15 protein-coding genes are annotated in these 18,892 nt (G+C 68.9%); 12 read left to right on the top strand and 3 right to left on the bottom strand.

Going from position 1 to position 18,892, the window contains the following annotated elements; genetic code table 11:
• Positions 1-47: 47 nt before the first annotated feature.
• Genes ACFU6I_RS07585 through ACFU6I_RS07560 form a run of 6 tightly spaced genes read left to right on the top strand, consistent with a single transcriptional unit; the run spans position 48 to position 6,387 of the window.
• Positions 48-1,241 carry an amidohydrolase family protein gene (locus tag ACFU6I_RS07585; RefSeq protein WP_384362734.1) on the top strand — a complete coding sequence of 398 codons (1,194 nt, stop codon included), beginning with the start codon at positions 48-50 and terminating at the stop codon, positions 1,239-1,241.
• Positions 1,238-2,854 carry an ABC transporter substrate-binding protein gene (locus tag ACFU6I_RS07580; protein ID WP_384362732.1) on the top strand — a complete coding sequence of 539 codons (1,617 nt, stop codon included), beginning with the start codon at positions 1,238-1,240 and terminating at the stop codon, positions 2,852-2,854. The genes ACFU6I_RS07585 and ACFU6I_RS07580 overlap by 4 nt, the downstream gene beginning before the upstream one ends.
• Complete coding sequence (locus tag ACFU6I_RS07575) at positions 2,851-3,801, top strand: ABC transporter permease (protein ID WP_384362730.1); 951 nt, start codon at positions 2,851-2,853, stop codon at positions 3,799-3,801. Before ACFU6I_RS07580 ends, ACFU6I_RS07575 begins: the two co-directional genes overlap by 4 nt.
• A complete protein-coding gene (locus ACFU6I_RS07570; protein WP_384362728.1) occupies positions 3,798-4,610 on the top strand; it encodes an ABC transporter permease in 813 nt (270 codons plus the stop codon). Before ACFU6I_RS07575 ends, ACFU6I_RS07570 begins: the two co-directional genes overlap by 4 nt.
• Complete coding sequence (locus ACFU6I_RS07565) at positions 4,607-5,572, top strand: ABC transporter ATP-binding protein (RefSeq protein WP_384362726.1); 966 nt, start codon at positions 4,607-4,609, stop codon at positions 5,570-5,572. Before ACFU6I_RS07570 ends, ACFU6I_RS07565 begins: the two co-directional genes overlap by 4 nt.
• Entirely contained in the window at positions 5,569-6,387 is an 819-nt protein-coding gene (locus ACFU6I_RS07560) for an ATP-binding cassette domain-containing protein (protein WP_384362724.1), read from the top strand. Before ACFU6I_RS07565 ends, ACFU6I_RS07560 begins: the two co-directional genes overlap by 4 nt.
• A gap of 461 nt (positions 6,388-6,848) precedes the next feature.
• On the opposite strand, the gene ACFU6I_RS07555 is transcribed toward ACFU6I_RS07560, so the two are convergent.
• A complete protein-coding gene (locus ACFU6I_RS07555) occupies positions 6,849-8,351 on the bottom strand; it encodes a chlorohydrolase family protein (RefSeq protein ID WP_384362722.1) in 1,503 nt (500 codons plus the stop codon).
• A 334-nt stretch (positions 8,352-8,685) separates the two neighbouring features.
• On the opposite strand from ACFU6I_RS07555, the gene ACFU6I_RS07550 reads away from it, so the two are divergent.
• The 6 genes from ACFU6I_RS07550 to ACFU6I_RS07525 are packed head-to-tail and all read left to right on the top strand — an operon-like array spanning position 8,686 to position 15,812.
• A complete protein-coding gene (locus ACFU6I_RS07550; RefSeq protein ID WP_384362876.1) occupies positions 8,686-9,702 on the top strand; it encodes an ABC transporter permease in 1,017 nt (338 codons plus the stop codon).
• A gap of 54 nt (positions 9,703-9,756) precedes the next feature.
• Entirely contained in the window at positions 9,757-11,475 is a 1,719-nt protein-coding gene (locus ACFU6I_RS07545) for an ABC transporter substrate-binding protein (protein ID WP_384362720.1), read from the top strand.
• 59 nt (positions 11,476-11,534) lie between these two features.
• A complete protein-coding gene (locus ACFU6I_RS07540; RefSeq protein ID WP_384362718.1) occupies positions 11,535-12,536 on the top strand; it encodes an ABC transporter permease in 1,002 nt (333 codons plus the stop codon).
• Complete coding sequence (locus tag ACFU6I_RS07535) at positions 12,536-13,549, top strand: ABC transporter ATP-binding protein (RefSeq protein WP_384362716.1); 1,014 nt, start codon at positions 12,536-12,538, stop codon at positions 13,547-13,549. Before ACFU6I_RS07540 ends, ACFU6I_RS07535 begins: the two co-directional genes overlap by 1 nt.
• Positions 13,546-14,547 carry an ABC transporter ATP-binding protein gene (locus ACFU6I_RS07530; protein ID WP_384362714.1) on the top strand — a complete coding sequence of 334 codons (1,002 nt, stop codon included), beginning with the start codon at positions 13,546-13,548 and terminating at the stop codon, positions 14,545-14,547. Before ACFU6I_RS07535 ends, ACFU6I_RS07530 begins: the two co-directional genes overlap by 4 nt.
• A gap of 53 nt (positions 14,548-14,600) precedes the next feature.
• Entirely contained in the window at positions 14,601-15,812 is a 1,212-nt protein-coding gene (locus ACFU6I_RS07525) for an amidohydrolase family protein (RefSeq protein WP_384362712.1), read from the top strand.
• A gap of 426 nt (positions 15,813-16,238) precedes the next feature.
• On the opposite strand, the gene ACFU6I_RS07520 is transcribed toward ACFU6I_RS07525, so the two are convergent.
• Both ACFU6I_RS07520 and ACFU6I_RS07515 read right to left on the bottom strand, forming a co-directional pair.
• Positions 16,239-17,423 (bottom strand): MFS transporter, encoded by a 1,185-nt coding sequence (locus tag ACFU6I_RS07520; protein WP_384362710.1) that lies wholly within the window; start codon positions 17,421-17,423, stop codon positions 16,239-16,241.
• Between the two features lie 105 nt (positions 17,424-17,528).
• Entirely contained in the window at positions 17,529-18,848 is a 1,320-nt protein-coding gene (locus ACFU6I_RS07515; RefSeq protein WP_384362708.1) for a purine-cytosine permease family protein, read from the bottom strand.
• Positions 18,849-18,892 lie beyond the last annotated feature (44 nt).

Here is an 18,892-nt window from a genome sequence, read left to right as displayed (position 1 = left end):
TGGGCCAGGGTCCAGTCCTTCCAACGGATTCAAGGGGGTAACGACCCATGGGTCACGTGCTGTTCACCCGAGTCCGCCCGCACGGCGGCGCCCTTCACGACCTCCTCGTGACCGATGGCCGCATCGCTGTCATCGATCCCACGAACCGACCGGAACATGTTCAAGTCATCGAAGGTGGCGGCGCACTCGCGCTGCCCTCACCGGTCGACGCACACATCCACCCCGACAAGTCCACCTGGGGCCGGCGCTGGCTGAGCCGGGAACCCGCCGAAACCCTGCGCGAGCTGATCGACGGCGACGTCGCCACGCGGATGCGGATGACCGCCTCGGTCGAGGAGCGCGCCGGTGCTCTCATCGCCCACGCCGTCGGCCGGGGGACCCGGGCGATGCGTGCGCACGCCGATGTCGCACCGGTCTACGGAATGTCCAATGTGCACGGGGTCCGTGCCGCCGCCACGCCCTTCGCCGAGGCCATGGACCTTCAGGTGGTGGCCTTCCCCCAGCTCGGCCTGCTCACCGAGCCCGGCACCGCCGACCTCCTGGAACAGTCGCTGAAGGAGGGGGCCGACATCATCGGCGGCCTGGACCCGATCGGCGTCGACGGCGACCTCGACGGCCACCTGGACCTCCTGTTCGCCATGGCGGAGCGGACCGGCGCGCCGATCGACATCCATCTGCACGACCGCGGTCGTCCGGGCCTGGCCCAGGTCACCGAGATCGCGCGCCGCGCCCGGACGGCCGGCATGCAGGGAAAGGTCACCATCAGCCACGCCTTCTGCCTGGCCGAATGCGACCCGGCGGAGCTGGAGCGAACAGGTGAGCTGCTCGCCGACGCGGGAGTGGCGCTGACCACCTGCGCGCTGGGAGACGAACCGGTCGTCCCGTTCCCGCCGCTGCGCGCCCGTGGAGTGCTGGTCGCCGCGGGTTCCGACGGCGTACGGGATCCGTGGACGCCGTTCGGCGACGGCGACATGATCACGCGGGCGCACCTGCTCGCCTATCGCACCGATGCCAGGACCGACGAGGAACTGACGGCCTGCTACGCCGTCGTGGCGCACGGGGGCGCCGACCTCCTCGGCCTGGACCGGGCCGACCTGCGGGTCGGCGATCCGGCCGACTTCGTCCTGCTGACCGGGGAGACGGTCGCGCAGGCCGTCGTGGACCGTCCCCTGCCCGGCATGGTCGTACGCGCCGGGAACGTCATTGCTCGTGCCGGTCACCTCGAGAGGAATCTCCGATGAAACGTCGTACTTTCCCCCTGGCGGCGGGCGGCCTCGCGCTCGCCCTGACCGCCTGCGGCGGATCGGCCGGGACCACGCCGCGCGCTGTCGACAAGCTCGACCTGAAGACCACGACCGCACCGGCCGGCACCGGCCTGGACAAGATCACCTGGAATCTGCCGTACGAGCCGCAGACCCTGGACCCGATCCGTTCCTTCAACTACGCCGAGAACACCGCCCTCGCCAACATGTGCGAGAGCCTGATGCGGCTCACACCCGACCTGAAGATCGAACCGGGGCTGGCCGAGAAAGCGGCGAACCCGAACCCGACCACCTGGGTCTACACGCTCCGCAAGGACGTGACGTTCTGGGACGGCACCCCGCTGACCGCCGACGATGTGGCGGCCAGCCTGAACCGCCACCTCGATCCCGCGCTGGGCACGTGGTGGAGCGACTACTTCCGCACAGTCGACTCGATCAAGGCAACCGGGCCGCGCCAGGTCACGGTCGTCCTCAAACAGCCCGACGTGCTGTTCAACCAGGCCATGGCCACCGCAGCCGGGGCGGTGGTGGAGAAGTCCTTCCTCAGCAAGGCCGGCAAGGACCTCGGCTCGCCCAGGAGCGGGGTCATGTGCACCGGGCCCTTCAAGTTCACCGGCTGGACGTCGGGCAACTCCATGACGCTGACCCGCAACGACACCTACTGGGACGCCGCACTCAAGGCCAAGTCGAAGTCGCTGGTGTTCCGCTTCATCGCCGACGAGACGACCGCGGTCAACGCGCTGCGCTCCGGCGAGATCGACGGACAGTACTTCTACCTGCCGCCCGCCGGGCTCGGCCAGCTCCAGAAATCGCCCACCGGCTCGGTCACGCTCGGCCGCTCGCTCACCTTCTGGACCCTGCTCGGCGCCGCCAAGACCGGCCCGTACGCGGACCCGCGGGTCCGCGGGGCGCTGTCGGCAGCCCTCGACCGCGCGGCCATCGCCAAGGTGATCTTCCAGGGCGCAGCCTCCCCGGACCGCGCCCTGGCCAACCCCGACTACTGGGGCTACTCCACCGACAGCTTCCGGAAGGCCTACGACACCCTGCCGGACGGAGGCGTCGACCTGGCCAAGGCCAACAAGCTGCTCCAGAAGGCCGGCAAGCCCTCCCAGCCCATCACCATCGGCATCCAGGGCAGCTCGGCGGTGCACGAGCAGACCGCCAACCTCCTCAAGGCCACCGGCGAGGCGCTCGGCATCGAGATCAACATCAAGGTGATCCCGGTCGAGCAGTACGGCAACCTGTACAGCGACCCCAAGGCCCGCGCCGGCATCGACGCGTTCCTGAGCACGTGGTACGGCAACGTGCCCGACCCGCTGGATGTCTACCGTGTCTTCACCAGGGGCGGCCGGTCCAACTTCAACGACTACCCGGCCGTCGACGCCGACATCATGAAGGCCCAGGCCGCGTACGACCCGGCCGAGCGCGCGGCGCTCGTCACCGGCATCCAGGCCAAGGTCACCCGCGACGTCCCCTGGACGCCGCTCAACAACCTGCCCGTCATCCTCTACATGAACAAGCGGGTCACCGGCGCGGTCGCTTCCTTCCCCTACCTCTACTACCCCTGGGCCGCCGGGCTCGGTGCGCGATGAGCTGGCCACTCTTCCTGGCGCGGCGGCTGGCCGCGCTCGTGGCGGTCCTCCTCGTCGCCTCGTTCCTGGTCTACGGGCTGCTCTACCTGGTCCCCGGCGGGCCGATGGCCTTCCTGCTGGGCAATCGGAGCGGCAGCCCCGAACAGATCGCCGCCATCCGTCATGAGTACCGGTTGGACGACCCGTTCCTGATCCGCTACTTCGGCTGGCTGGGCGACGCACTGCACGGCGACTTCGGCCAGTCCCTGGTCTACCGGCAGGGCGTCTCCGACCTGATGTCCACACGGCTGGCGACCACCGGGCTGCTCGTCCTCTACGCCACCGTGATCATCGTGGTGGCCGGCGTCGGACTCGGCGTCCTGGGAGCGTTGCGGCGCGGCACGGTCGACACGGTCATCTCCCTGGTGAACAGCATCTTCCTGGCCACCCCCACGTTCGTCGTCGGAGTCCTGCTGGTCATCGTCTTCGCCCTCGGACTCGGCTGGTTCCCGGTCTTCGGCCCGGGGGCAGGACTGCCGGACCGCCTCTACCACCTGACGCTCCCGGCGATCGCTCTCAGCCTGGGCAGCGCCGCCTTCCTCGCCCGGATCACCCGGGCCTCGGTGGGAGAGGAACTCCGCCGGGAACACGTGGAGACCGCGCGCAGCCGCGGCTTCTCCCAGAGCCACATCGTCCGCAGGCACGTCCTGCGCAACGCCTCCATCCCGGTCGTCACCGTCACCGGCCTCACCGTGGCCGGCCTGATCGCCGGCTCGGTCGTCGTGGAGAACATCTTCGCTCTGGACGGACTCGGTTCCCTGCTCGTCCGGGCGATCCTCCAGCGGGACTTCGCGGTGGTCCAAGGCGTCGTACTGGTCCTCGTCACCGCGTTCGTCCTCATCAACCTGGCGGTCGACGTCTGTTACTCCCTCATCGACCCACGCCTGTCTCCCGGGGAGGCGACATGAAGGCACGCCTGGGCCCTCTGGGGCTGGCCACCGTACTGCTGCTCGGTCTCCTTGCCGTGGTGACCGCCTGCGCACCGCTGCTGGCCCCTCAAGATCCGAATCGACCCGACCTCTTCAACGCGCTGGCCGGCAGTTCCGGAACCCATCCGCTCGGCGGCGACGCACTCGGCCGAGACGTCCTGTCCCGGCTGATGTTCGGTGCCCGTACGACGCTGCTGGGCCCGCTGTTCACCATCGTGCTGTCCACGGTGGCGGGCACGGTGCTGGCGGTCACCGCCGCCTGGGCCGGCGGCCGGGTGGACGCGGTCATCTCCCGGCTGCTCGACGTGCTGTTCGCGATACCGGGCATCGTGTTCGCCCTGGTGACCGTGGCGGTCCTCGGACCCGGCATGACCGGTGTGGTCGCCGGCCTGGCCGTCGCCTACACCCCCTACGTGGCCCGGGTCGTGCGCAGCGCGGCCCTCCGCGAGCGCAATCTCCCGTACATCGCGGCCGCCTGGGTCCAGGGCAGATCAGCCGTCGCCATCTGCAGCCGCCATCTGCTGCCCAACCTGCGGCCGATCATCGTGGCCCAGTCGGTGTCCGCGCTCGGCTTCGCGATCATCGACGTGGCCGCGATCTCGTTCCTCGGCCTGGGCGTACAGCCGCCGACAGCGGACTGGGGACTGATGGTCAAGAACGGGCTGGACAGCGCGGTACGCGGCCAGCCGATGGAGGCGGTCAGCGCGGGTGTGCTGATCGCGCTCGTCGTGGTGGCGGTGAATCTGCTCGGCGACCGGCTCGGCAGGCAGGAAGGTGATCTGAGGTGAGCGGGGATCTTCTGGTCCTGGACCAGGTGAGGCTCGACGTCCCGGTCGGCCGCGACTGGCGGACACTGGTCGAGAACGTCAGCCTCACCATCGCCCCGGGCGAGGCCGTCGGGCTGGTCGGCGAGTCCGGATCGGGCAAGTCGATGACAGCCCGCTCCATACTCCGGCTGGCCCCGCCCGGTGCCCGGCTCAGCGGCCGGATCGAGTTCGACGGCATCCCGGTCCTGGACCTGGGCCCGCGCGACCTACGTGCCCTGCGGACCCGCCGGATCGCGATGATCTTCCAGGATCCACGTGCGCACATCAACCCGGTCCGCAGCATCGGCGACTTCCTCACCGAGGCCATGGTCACCCATCTGTCGGTACCGGCGCGGGAGGCGCACGCCAGAGCCGTACGGCTGCTCGCCGATGTCGGTATCGCCGACGGTGAGCGCCGTATGCGGCAGCATCCGCACGAGCTGTCCGGCGGGCTGCTGCAGCGCGTCATGATCGCGTCGGTGCTGGCCGTGGAACCCGACCTGGTGCTCGCCGACGAGCCCACCACCGCACTGGACGTGACCACCCAGTCGGAGGTCATGGCCATCCTGGACGACCTCCGCAGAGAACGCAGCATGGCCATGCTGCTGATCACCCACGACCTCGAGCTGGCGGCCGCCACCTGCGACCGCATCGCCGTCATGTACGCCGGGCGGATCCTGGAGGTGCAGTCCGCGGAGGCACTTGTCCAGGCGCCCCGACACCCGTACACCACGGGGCTCATGGTCTCCCGGCCCAGCATCGACCGGGTCGCGCACCGCTTGCCGGTCATCGCCGGACGGCCGGTCGCCGCCTTCGAGGCAGGGGCGGGCTGCGCGTTCCAGCCGCGCTGCAGCCAGGCAGGACCGGAGTGCCTGATCGACCGGCCCCCGCTGCGGGAGCTGGCCGGCGCCCATGTCGCCTGCGTACGAGCGGAGGAATCGTGACCGAGATCCTGGTCAGGGCCGAGGGGCTGCAGAAGGTCTTCGGGAAGGACATGGTCGCCGTCGACGACGTGTCCTTCACGGTCGCCCGCGGTCAATCACTGGCGGTCGTCGGGGAGTCGGGCTCAGGAAAGACCACGGTCGCCCGCATGCTGCTCGGGCTGGAGACCCCCACCGGCGGGACGATCAGTGTCTGCGGGCGCGTCCGGCAGGGCCGGGCGGGTTCGGCCGAGCGCCGTCGCCGGGCCCGGGAGATCCAGATCGTGTTCCAGGACCCGTACTCCTCCCTGGACCCGTTGCAGCGCATCGGCGATGTCATCGAGACCGGGCTCGCCCTGCACTTCCCGCTGACGGCGACGGAGCGGCGCACCCGCGCCCTGGAGCTGCTGGAGGCGGTGGGGCTGACCGAACGGCATGCCGTGATGCTGCCCCGCCAGCTGTCCGGCGGGCAGCGGCAGCGCGTCGCCATCGCCCGGGCCGTCGCCGTCGAACCGAAGGTGCTCGTCCTGGACGAGGCGGTCGCTGCGCTGGACGTGTCCATCCAGGCCCAGATCCTCAACCTGCTCGCCGACATCCGGGAACGGACCGGCATCAGCTACGTGTTCATCTCCCATGACCTGGCCGTCGTCAACCAGATCAGCGACACCGCCATCGTGATGGCCGCCGGCCGGGTGGTCGAACGCGGACCCACCGCCGAGCTCCTGCGCGCCCCCCAGGAGGACTACACCAGGGCGCTCCTGGCCGCCGTCCCCCGCCCCGGCTGGAAACCCCGCCGCCGCTCCCCGTCGCCCAGCGGTTCCCCGGCCGGAACCCCGTAACCATCCAGGTTCGGCGTTCATCGGACCGACCGGCATGTGCCGGTCGGTCCGAGCCGCCTGTTTCCCTTCGACGCGCTGGGCGGTGTCCGTTCACCGCACGGACCTGGTCTGCGGTGGCGTCGGTCTCGTCCTTGCGCAGGACAGGCGAACCGCGTCGAGCTCAGTCCGGGACGTGCGCCCCGGCTCCGGGGCCGCGACGAGGGAGCTCGGACGGCCCGGGGCGGAACAGCTGCTCCGGGCTGGTGGCACAGCGCCTGCACGGGGGCCACCCGCCCCGGCAAAAAGCACCGCTGCCCCAGAAGAGCGGCGCCCCGGCCTCTGGACCGGGACGCCACCTTCAAACAACGCAACGCTTCTCGACACAACCCGGACAACCCCAGGCCGGCCCCCTACAGGACTGTCTCGCGATCCCTCGCTCGGAGCCCCGTCGATCCCTCGCGACGAACCATCGACGCCCCGGCTCACAGAGCACCCGATGCACCACCCACCGCCCCCTGGGACGACAGGGGAAATACCGGCGGAAAGAGTTCGTCCACCGGGCGTCGACGACAGTCGCGCTCCGGATAGGCCGCGCGCATCACATCGAACAGCTGCTGACCGGCTCGCCTCAGCGCGGTGAGATCGACACCCGGGATCGAGCCGTTGCGCATGACCACCTTGCCCGCGACCATCGTCAGGACTGCGTCGCGGGCAGTGCCGTTGAGCACCAGGGTGCGCAGCGGATCCTCCGTGACACCCATGCGGAAGTCGTCCAGGGCGAACGCCGCCAGGTCGGCGGCGGCCCCCGCGGCCAGACGCCCGAGGTCCCGGCGGTGCAGCGCGGTCGCCCCACCGGTCCAGAGCGCATCGAAGTAGCCCGTGAGATGGCCCTGGCCCAGGTCGCCGGCCTGGAGCTTGGCGATCTGGGTGCCCACGTCGATTCCCCGGATCAGGTCGGGCGGGAAGGAGTCCGTGCCCAGACACAGGTTCACCCCCTGTGCCCGGTAGCCGGCGAACGTGTGCAGGTTGTGGGCATAGCGGGCGTTGGTCAGCGGACAGTGCACGATCGAGACGCCGGCGTCGGCCAGCACCGCGACATCTCCGGTGTCGCTGCCGAGTACTTCGGGATGCACATCCAGCACCACCCCGTGCGGAACGATCAGCCGGTCGGACAGCAGCCCGGAGTCGGCGATCAGCTGCAGGGGGGTACGCCCGTAGGTGTGGTGGATGTAGTCGCGCTCCGACATGCCTTGCAGGGCGTGCAGGCGCACCAGCGCGCCGCGTTGGTCCGCGGCTCGCGCGACGTCGCGGAGCAGGTCGGGGGTCAGGGTCTCGATCCGGCACGGGAGCAGCACCCCGGTCACCAGAGGGTCGGCGAGCTGCGCGGTGTGGTCCAGGAACCGCAACGCATCGGCCAGACCCCGTCGGCCTGCCTCCTCGTCGAACCTCACGGTGCGCTTGCCGTCGGCGCCGATCACGTTGACCCCGGACCGGAACGACGGCCCGAGGAAGGCGCGCAGACCCAGTCGCGTGGACACCTCGGCCATCGCCACGAAGTCCTCGTAGGTCTCCGCCCAATCGCTGTGCACCTCGGAGGCGATCGGCATGTAGCTGGTGATGCCGTGCAGGGCGAGCTGGGCCAGCGCGTACTCGCGCACCGTGCGCCGTTGCGCGGCGTCGAACACCGCCCGGGGCGCGGCGAAGTACTCGGTCGACCAAGTGAAGCCGGCGGCCAACTCCGGGGACGCCCAGGAGTCCAGGATCAGATGGTCGATGTCGGTGAGGGCGTCCAGGTCGATGAGGCCCGGGGTGACCACCGCGTCACCGAGGTCGACGCGTTCGTCGGTCTGGTGCCGGTCGAGTTCGGCGCGCTCGCCCACATCGACGATGGTGTCGCCGTCGATCAACACGGCCCCGTCCGGTATCTCCACGTGCGAGCGTCCGTCGTGGGCGATCACCCAGGAAGCGGTCACCAAGGTCTTCATCGACATCCTCTCAGATTTGGTCCACCAAACTATCGAGTTGGCCACCGCTGCCCCAAGCGCGGGCCGCCACATCCCTCCACCGAAGGACTCACCGACTGCGGCCCGTGATCCTTTGCGCGACCACAATTCGTTCACCACAAGGGAAGTGTTGTGACCGACGGTCCGCACGGTGGGGATACACCCGATGCCACAGCACCCTAGTGGAAACCGCGATTATTGGTATACCGTTCCGGCCACCCACACCCCCGAGCACCGAAGGATCGACGTGCCGGATCCGTATGAGTCGCCGAGTCGGACGCGTCGCGCCAGCACGCCGGAGCCCTCCGACGGGCAGATGGCCACCCTCTCCTCACCGGAATCCGCGGCCGCAACAGCCGAGCGCAGGCCCACTGCGGAGATCGCCACCGCGCGGTCGCTGCTGGGCACGGCGTGGCTTCGGATTCGGCGCAGCCGGATCGCCGTCGCCGCACTGATCGTGGTGGCCCTGATGGTGCTGTTCGCGATCCTGGCCCCGGTGTTGGCGGCCATCGAGGGATCGGATCCGTTCACCGCCCGGACCGGGCCGGACTTCCTGGACGACTTCTACACGCCGGGCCTGCCGCTGTCGTACTACCGTTTCCCGTCCGGCGAGCACTGGCTCGGCCTCGAACCAGGGCTCGGTCGCGACATCTTCGCCCGCATGGCCTACGGCGCAAGGATCTCTCTGACCATCGCGCTGCTGTCCACGGCGGTGTCGGTGGTACTGGGTACCGTGCTCGGCGCCGCCGCCGGATACTTCGGCGGCAAGGTCGACATGGTGATCAGCCGAGTGATGGATCTGTTCCTGGCCTTCCCTCACCTGCTGTTGGTACTGTCGCTGACTCCGATCATGCAGTCCCGGCTGCGTGACACCGCGCTCGACTCGGGCAGCCTGGTGCCGATCGCCTCACTGGTGATCATTCTCGGATTCTTCGGCTGGGCCTACCTGGCCAGAGTCGTGCGCGGTCAGGTGCTCTCGATCCGGCAGCAGGAATTCGTCGAGGCCGCCCAGGCCTACGGGGCCTCGCATCGAAGCATCATCTTCAGGCAGATCATCCCGAACGTCATGGGGGTCGTGCTGGTCTACGCGACCATGATGATCCCTACCAACATCACCGCAGAGGCGGCCCTGTCGTTCCTCGGCGTCGGGGTCAAGGACCCCACGCCCTCCTGGGGCCAGATGCTCAACGCGGCCCAGTCGGGGAACTGGTACCTCTCCGACCCGTGGTTCCTGGCCGTCCCGGCCGGCGCACTGGTGATCACCGTGCTCGCCTTCAATCTGCTCGGCGACGCGGTCCGGGACGCGCTGGACCCCAAGTCCTCTCGAAGCTGACGCACCCGTGATCCACCCCCCACGCCATCCCTTTCCCGTCCGCAAGGAGACGCAGTGAAACGAACCACCATGACGGCGCTCGCCCTGACGGTCAGTGCCGGGCTGGCTCTGACCGCCTGCGGCGGCGCCAAGCCGGCCCCTGGTTCCGGCTCCGACTCCAAGGCCGACGCCTACGCGCCGGTGACGATCGGGAAGGGCTACACCACCAAGGGCGGGAACATCAACGTCCTGATGTCCTCGGACTTCCAGACGCTGGACCCCGGCAACAGCAACTACGTACAGACCGCCAACGTCGGGCAGCTTTACTACCGCACACTGACCATGGCCAAGGAGACCGCCGGCCGGCCGCCGACCATCGTGCCGGATCTGGCCACCGACCTGGGCAAGCCCTCCGCCGACGGCCTCACCTGGACCTACACCCTCAAGAAGGGGTTGAAGTTCGAGGACGGCACGCCGATCACCAGCAAGGCCATCAAGTACGGGGTCGAGCGCACCTACGCCCGCGATGTCTTCACCCAGGCACCGCAGGAACTCAACTCCGCCCTGGCCGACGACGGATACAAGGGCCCTTACTCCGGCGGTGACTTCAAGGCGATCGACACCCCGGACGACCACACCGTCGTCTTTCACCTCAAGCAGCCGTTCGCCGAGTTCCCCGCCCTGGTTTCGCGGTCGAACACGGCGCCGGTGCCGCGGGCCAAGGACACCAAACTCGACTACACCAACCACCCGGTCTCGTCGGGCCCGTACAAGATCAAGTCGTACGACCGCGGCCGGTCGATGAAGCTGGTCCGCAACGACCAGTGGGACCCGGCCACCGATCCGAACCGGCCCGCCCTGCCGGACACGTTCACCTTCACCCTGTCCACCGCCCAGGCCACCATCAGCCAGCAACTGCTCGCCGACTCGGATCCGACGGCGATCACATTGGACAGCAACGGTGGCCTGCAGGCGTCCGACGCGGCCAAGCTCAACGATCCCAAGATCAAGGCGCGCACCGCGGCCGGCCTGCTGGGCTGCACGGACGTGCTGAACTTCAACACCGAGACGATCAAGGATCCTCAGGTGCGCAAGGCGATGGCGCTCTCCATCGACCGGAGCGCCGTCCAGGTGCAGTACGGCGGCGGACGGTTCGGCAAGCTGGCCCAGTCGTACATCAACCCGGCTCAGCGTGGATACGTCGAGCAGCACACCGACCTGGACCCGACCGGCAAGCCGAAGCTGGACGAGGCCAAGAAGCTGCTGGAAGGCAAGCAGGTTCCCAAGAAGCTGGTGTACGGCTACGCCGACACCAACGCCCGGTACAAGAACGTCGGCACCGTGCTGCAGCAGAACCTCAAGAAGCTCGGTATCGACCTGCAACTGCGCCCGATCCCGGCCGCCAACTACTACACCGTGCTGGCCGGTAACCAGATGCCGGACATCGCCCGCAGCGGCTGGTGCGGCGGCGCGGACAGCGGTTCGGTGCGCACCACCATCGACCCGAACGTGGGGCCGAGCCTGGACGGGAAGACCTACGGCTTCTCCAACATCCCGCGGTACCACGACCCGAAGATCTCCGGCGACATGTACAAGCTGCGTGGCACCAACGGGCCCAGCGAGGAACTCGGCAAGAAGTGGGCCACCCTGCTCGACCAGGTCATGCAGGACTACCCGCTGGTTCCGTTGGTGCGCAGCTACACCAGCAGCGTGGTCGGCTCCAAGGTCCGCAACGCGCAGATGGGTTACTTCTTCGGCGCCATAGACCTGTCGATCGTCGGCGCCGAGCACTGACGCTCGCGGCACAAGAGAGGTGGAACGGTGAGTTCATCCCGAGCCGGCAGGTCACGCCCATGACCGGATTCCTGATGCGGCGGTTCGTCGCGATGATTGTGCTCTTGTTCGTCATCAGCTTCGTGACGTTCAGTCTGTTCCAGCTCGGTCCGGCGGACCCTGCCGCCGCGGCCTGCGGCCAGGAGTGCACTCCGCAACGCATCGCGGAGGCCCGGGTCGCGCTCGGGATGGACAAACCGTTCCTCACCCAGTACCTCACCTACATGTCGGGGCTGCTGGGCAGCCACATGGTCGGCGCGCCGGGCGCCGAAACCCTGTGCTCCTGGCCGTGTCTGGGCAAGTCCTTCCAGACCAACGAGGATGTCACCACGATCATCGAGCGGGCCCTGCCGTACACGCTGTCGATGGCCAGCGGTGCGATCGTGCTGTGGACCATCGCCGGCGTCGGGTTGGGCCTGCTCGCGGCGCTGCGCAAGGGCCGGTTCACCGACAAGCTGATCGTCGGCGCCGCCTCGGTCGGCGTGTCCCTCCCCATTCCGGTGACCGGCCTGTTGCTGCTGCTGTTCTTCGTCAGCACGCTGAACCTTCTGCCGTTCACCACCAATGAGATCGCCTCACCGTTCGGCGCCGCGGGTCCGGGCGGCTGGTTCTTGAACTACCTGCTGCCCTGGGTGGCACTGGCGGTGCTGTTCAGCGCGCAGTACATCCGGGTCACCCGCAGCAACATGCTGGAGACCTTCGGCGAGGACTTCATGCGCACCGCGCGCTCGAAGGGCCTGTCCCGGCGGCACATCGTGTTCAGGCACGGTGCGCGGGCCGGCATCACTCCGGTGGTCACCATGCTCGGGCTGGACATCGGCGGCCTGTTGGGCGGTGCTGTGCTCACCGAGCAGATCTTCTCGGTGCCGGGTGTCGGATTCACCGCGGTGCACGCCGCGCAGGCCGGCGACCTGCCGGTCACCATGGCCATCACCATGATGGCCGCGTTCTTCATCATCGTCGCCAACGTCCTGGTCGACATCGTCTACGCGGTGATCGACCCGCGAGTGAGGGTCGCCTGATGACCACGCCCGAAGCCGCGCCCATGCTCGCCATCCGCGACCTGCGGGTGAGCTTCCCGACCGACGACGGCGTGGTGCACGCGGTCAACGGCATGGACCTGACCCTGGCGCGCGGGGAAACCGTCGGAATCGTCGGCGAATCCGGCTCCGGCAAGACCGTCACGAGCCAGGCGCTGATGGGGCTGCTCAAGGGCACCTCGGCCACCGTCACCGGGCAGATCCTTCTGGACGGACAGGATCTCAACGCGCTCACCGAGTCGCAGATGCGTGCCCACCGAGGCAGGAAGATCGCGATGATCTTCCAGGACCCGCTGTCGGCGATGCACCCGTTCTACCCGGTCGGGGTGCAGATCGCCGAGGCCTATCGGGTGCACAACGACGTGTCCAGGAAGGCCGCGGCGCAGGTCGCCATCGATATGCTCGGCCGGGTCGGGATTCCCGATCCGAGCCGCCGTTACTCGGCGTACCCGCACGAGTTCTCCGGCGGCATGCGGCAGCGCGCGATGATCGCCATGGCGCTGGTCTGCGAACCCGAGCTGCTGATCGCCGACGAACCCACCACCGCGCTGGACGTCACCGTGCAGGCCCAGATCCTCGATCTGCTGGGCGAGTTGCAGGAGGAGACCGGGACCTCGGTGATCCTGGTGACCCACGACCTCGGCGTGGTCGCCGAGGTCTGTCACCAGGTCGTGGTGATGTACGGCGGGGAGTGCGTGGAGCAGGCGACCGTCGCCGACCTGTTCAGCGACCCGCGACACCCCTACACCCAGGGGCTGCTGGCTTCGATGCCGTCACTGGCAAGGCGGTCCGAGCGGCTCAACCCGATCCCGGGTTTCCCGCCGTCGCTGCTGGCGCTGCCCGACGGCTGCCTGTTCGCGGACCGCTGCCCGAAGACACACCTGGTGCCCGACAACGCCTGTGGTACGCGCCGGCCGACCCTGATCGGACCCGACGGGCACCCGTCGCGGTGCCACCTGGAGATCCTGCAACCGACCGGAGATGTGGTCCGATGACGCCGCTGCTGCAGGTCACCGACCTGACCAAACACTTCCCGATCCGCTCCCGCGCCTTCCGGTCCGCCGGCGGCGTGATCAAGGCGGTTGACGGTGTCAGCTTCTCGGTCGACGCCGGGCAGACCCTCGGGCTGGTGGGAGAGTCGGGTTGCGGCAAGTCGACCACCGGCCGACTGCTCATGCGGCTACTGGCGCCCACGTCCGGGAGCATCCAGCTCGGCGGCCGGGAGATCGCCGAACTGCGCCGGTCGGACCTGCAGGAGTACCGGCGCCGGGTGCAGATGGTGTTCCAGAACCCCTCCTCCTCCCTCAACCCGCGTCAGTCCGTGGGCAGCGCGATCGCCGCACCGCTGCTGGCCCAACGGGTCACGCCGGCCGGCGGCGTCAAGGCCAGGGTGCGGGACCTGATGGACCGGGTGGGGTTGCGCCCCGACCACTACAACCGCTTCCCGCACGAGTTCTCCGGCGGCCAGAAGCAGCGCGTGGGCATCGCCCGGGCGCTCGCCCTGGACCCGCAGCTGATCATCTGCGACGAACCGGTGTCCGCGCTGGACGTCTCGGTGCAGGCGCAGGTGATCAATCTGCTCGAGGACATCCAGCGGGACACCGGGGTGGCGTACCTCTTCATCGCCCACGACCTGTCCGTGGTCCAGCACTTCGCCGACCGCATCGCGGTGATGTACCTGGGCAAGATCATGGAATACGGAGACACCGAAAGGGTTTTCGGCGCTCCGGAACATCCCTACACCCGGGCGCTGCTGTCCGCCGTCCCACAACCGGACCCGGCGGCAGACCGGAGCGGGCGGATCCGGCTGTCCGGAGATCTGCCCAGCCCGGCCGACCCGCCGCGCGGCTGCGTGTTCCGGTCCCGGTGTCCGGTGCATCCGCGGCTGGACCCACAACGCCGGCAGCTGTGCACAGACAATGTGCCGGGCGGCGACATCGCCTGCCATCACACCGATGTCGCAGCCGAGGCACTGGCCACGACAACCCGGTAACCCGTTCCGTATCCGGGTGAGCAGTTCTACCGCACAACAGAAAGGTGACAACAGTGTTGATCCGTGACGTCCGTCCGTGGGGTGGCCGGCGCAGCGACGTCGACCTGTCCGGCGATCGCATCGCGGCAATCCGACCGCACGATCCGGCCGCGCAGCCGGCCGGCGAGGTGGTCGAAGGCCGTGGCCGGCTGTTGCTGCCCTCGTTCAGCGATGTGCACGTGCACCTGGACTCGACCCGGATCGGCCTGCCGTTCCGGCCGCACACCGGCGGCCCGGGAGTCTGGACGATGATGCTCAACGACCGGCAGAACTGGCGTACCGCAGAGGTTTCGCTCATGGAGCGGGTGGCCGGCACCCTGGAGCGGATGATCGCCCACGGCACCACCCGGGTGCGGTCGTACGCCCAGGTGGACGTGGACTGCAAGCTCGAGAAGTTCGATGCCGTGGTGGCCGCGAAGGAGAAGTTCGCCGATCGGGCCGACGTCCAGATCATGACGTTCCCGCAGGCCGGCATCCTCCGTGAGAAGGGCACCGTCGACCACCTGGAGGCCTCGCTGAAGGCGGGCGCCGATGTGATCGGTGGCATCGATCCCTGCAGCCTCGACCGGGATCCCAAGGGGCACTTGGACATCGTGTTCGGGCTGGCCGAGAAGTACCAGGTCGAGGTGGACATCCACCTGCACGAGCCGGGTCATCTCGGGGTGTTCTCCACCGATCTGGTGCTCGAGCGCACCCGGGCACTGGGCATGCAGGGCAAGGTCACGATGTCCCACGCCTACGAGCTGGGCTCGGTCTCCGAATCGGTGAGCCGCCGCATCATCGACGACTTCGCCGAGCTGGACATCGCGATGGCCACCGTGGCACCACCGGACCGCGGACAGCTGTCCCTGGTGGCGCTGACGGAGGCCGGTGTCCGGGTGGGCCTGGGTGAGGACGGCCAGCGCGACTACTGGAGCCCCTACGGCAACTGCGACATGCTCGACCGCACCTGGCAACTGGCCTTCACCAACAACTTCCGCCGTGATGATCTGATCGAAATGTCGCTGGCGGTCGCGACCATCGGCGGGGCCTCGATCATGAGCCACGACGTTGCCCGGCCGGCCGGGGTCACCGACCGGCCCGGCGTGGCCGTCGGCGACCGTGCCGACCTGCTGCTGGTCGACGGCGAGACGCCGACCAGTGCCGTGATGGACCGCGGCAGCGACCGCACGGTCCTGCACGACGGCGTGGTCGTCGCCGACCAACTGGCCCTGGTACGTCGCTGAGCCCGCGAGCAACAGCCCTTGCCCGTCCCGGCGACGAGAACTGCAGCTCGCCGTCCCGGACCACCGCTCGCCCACCGGACATCACGAGTTCACGCCGAACGGCTCGGCCCACAAGGTCCGGCACGCTCTCGGCGTCGATCAGAACGTGTCCGCGGGTGCACCCGGCCGCGAGGTCGTGGCTGCATCAGCGCACGAATCCCGCTGCGCAGGGTGATCGGACGTCTCGGAGTGCGCTGCCGCCCCACCAGATGCACACATTCCGGCTGGACAAGCAGGTGTTCCTGAACACGCCGGCGAGGCTGTCGGCCGTCCGGCAGCCGTGGCTCCGCGAACTCCACGACCGGGTGCGGAAGCAGCGCAACACCTTCCTGGGCCAGTGCCGTGACCGGCAAGCTCTGCCGGTCACGGCACTGGGGAAGCGCGCGACTATGCGGCCTCGTCCCCGGCGTACCTCAAGAGCTGAGGAACACGGAGCGCGAGCACCGCAAGCACCACGACCAGCAGCAGTGCGCTGAGGAACGTGGTCGTCCCCACTCCGGCCCACTGCGCCGCCGCGCCGAGACCCAGCGAAGCGAACGGCATGACACCGATGGCCAGTTCCTGGATTCCCAGGACGCGCCCCTGGACCGACGGTTTGGTGACCATGAGCAGCAGGGTCGTCTGCAGTACGCCGAAGGACGCGCTCATCACGCCGATGCACGCCATCAGGACGAAGGAGAGAGCCACGCTGTGGGACAGCGCGAAGAGTGACCACAGGAACGCCCACGTCGCCGTACCGAAGACGAACAGGCCGCCCTTGAACCTGAAGTCGCCGAGCATGGCGATGACCAGCGAGCCGACGAGTCCGCCCGCGCCGCTGCAGGTCAGGAGCCAGCCCAGGCCCGCGGCGTCGAGGCCCAATGTCTCCTGGGCGAAGACGGGCATGAACGCCTGGTAGATGGGCCACAGAAGGACGTTCGCGGCGAGTGTGACACCGAGGACGCTCGCGGCGAGCCGGTTGGTGAGCACGGTACGGACGCCGGCGCGCAGCATCGTGACGAAGGACCCGGGGCCGAAATCGGATGCGACCCCGGTCGTGCGTCCGCCGCTGCTGCGGAGCGGCCACAGGGCGGCAAGTGACACCCCGTACCAGGCAGTTGAGATCCACAGAGCCTCGGGTGCACCCAGGGTGCTGATCATCGCGCCGCCGATGGCCGGTCCGACGACCTGGGTCATGTTCATCGCCATGGCGTTCAGGGCGTTCGCGTTGCTCAGGTTCTCCCGTCCCACGAGATCGAGGACCAACGCGAAACGGGCGGGCTGCGACGGCGACTGGGCCAGACCGATGGCAAGCCCGCCGAGCACCAGCGCCCAGTACGGAACCCGGAAGAACGACTCCATCGTCGCCACCACCGACACCGCGCCCAACGCCCAGGAGCAGGCGAGGGCGAGGAGACGCACCCGGTCGTATCGGTCCGACAGCACACCGGCGAACGGGCCGAGCAGCATCGGGGCCAGGCGCACCGCGGTGAACACGGCGAGGAGCATCTCGGAGCGGGTCGTCTCGAAGACGAGCCAGCCCAGGATCAGCGTCTGCGTCCAGGCGCCGCAGAAGAAGAACAGGTTGGACACCCACAGCCACCGGAAGCCGGTGCTGCTCTGCAGGGACGACAGCGCCCTGGTCGCTCTCGGGGCCGTGGGTGTCGCAACGGTGTGGTTTCTGGGAGGGGAGGCCATCTATCGCGCGGCCGTCGGCCTCGTGAGGACCCGCTCCAGAACCACGTACGCGACCACCGCCACGACGAGGCCGCTCACGGCGTCCGAGAACTGCGGCGCATACCAGTGCACGAGCCCGCCCACCATGGCACCGGCGGCCCACGCGGCGAAGGCCGTGGGCCGTACGGCAGTGGTGGGGCGTCGGTCGACGCGGCTGCGCAGGATCACCTGGTCGGCGATGAGCACGCCGCCGAGGGGCGGGACGAAGACGCTGAGGACGACCAGCCAGTCGAGGAAGTGGTCCCATACGCCGGCGAGGGCGGCGGCAGTGCCGATGATGCCCAGGACGAGAGTCGTGACCCTCATCCTGGTACGGGTCAGGTGCGACCAGCTGAGCGCCCCGTTGTAGAGGCAGTGGCTGCACACCGAGCCGAGGTTGACGAAGACGAACACGGCCGCGAGGGCGTCGAGGAGGACGCCGTGGTCACCGGTGAGGATCGGCAGGAAGTTGCCGCCGACCGTGGCTGCCGAGGCGATGGCACCGGCCGCGACGACAATGCCGCCGGTGATCTGGGCGACCATGCTGGCCAGCGGGAACGCGGTCGCGGTCGCGAGGACGGCCTGCTTGCCGTTCTTGGACCATCGGGTGAAGTCGGCGGTCATCGTGCCCGAGTCGGCGAACGTGGCCATGATGAGCGACACGGCCGCGCCGAACGTCATGGCGTTGTCAGGTGCGACGCCCCGGTAGTCGAGCACCGCACCCAGGCTGTGGTCCCGGGACACGATGACGACGGCTATCAGGCCGACGATGATGAACAGCGGCGCGGCGACGGCACCGAGCCACGACAGGGCACGGATGCCGAGATAGGTGATCGCGACGAAGATCGCGCCCGCGAGTACGGCGACGAGTTGTTCGTGCCAGCCGAAGGCCTGGTTGAGGGTCGCACCGGTGGCACCGGTGTTGAAGGCGAACCAACCCACGACGATCGTGGCCAGGAAGCCGGAGGCGACGACGTGACCGATGCGGCCGAAGGTCTTCGTGGCCTGGAGGGCGAAGTTCTCGCCGGTGCTGCCCGCTCGATGGCTGAGCAGACCGACGTACACGAACATGACGAGGTTGGCGACGAGGATGGCGGCCAGCCCGCGCCAGAAACCCAGGACTGCGACGACGACGCCGCCGGGTACGGCGTTGGTGAGGATCATCGGGAATCCGAACCACACGGCCGACACGGTCAGGAGGGACTTACGCCGTTCCTGGGGAACGGGGCTGTGCTCGTACTCCGAGTCGAGCTCTGTGCTCGGGTGCGCGGCATCGGCCGCGGCGGGTATACGACTGTCCATGGGCGAGTCTCCGAGGTGGGGCAGGTCCTGCCGTCCCGCTCCCG

Source organism: Streptomyces sp. NPDC057486 (genome assembly GCF_042802415.1).
Classification (GTDB): Bacteria; Actinomycetota; Actinomycetes; order Streptomycetales; family Streptomycetaceae; genus Streptomyces; species Streptomyces yanii.
Note: the sequence above shows the minus strand (reverse complement) of the source record. Positions and strands in the feature narration are given on the sequence as shown.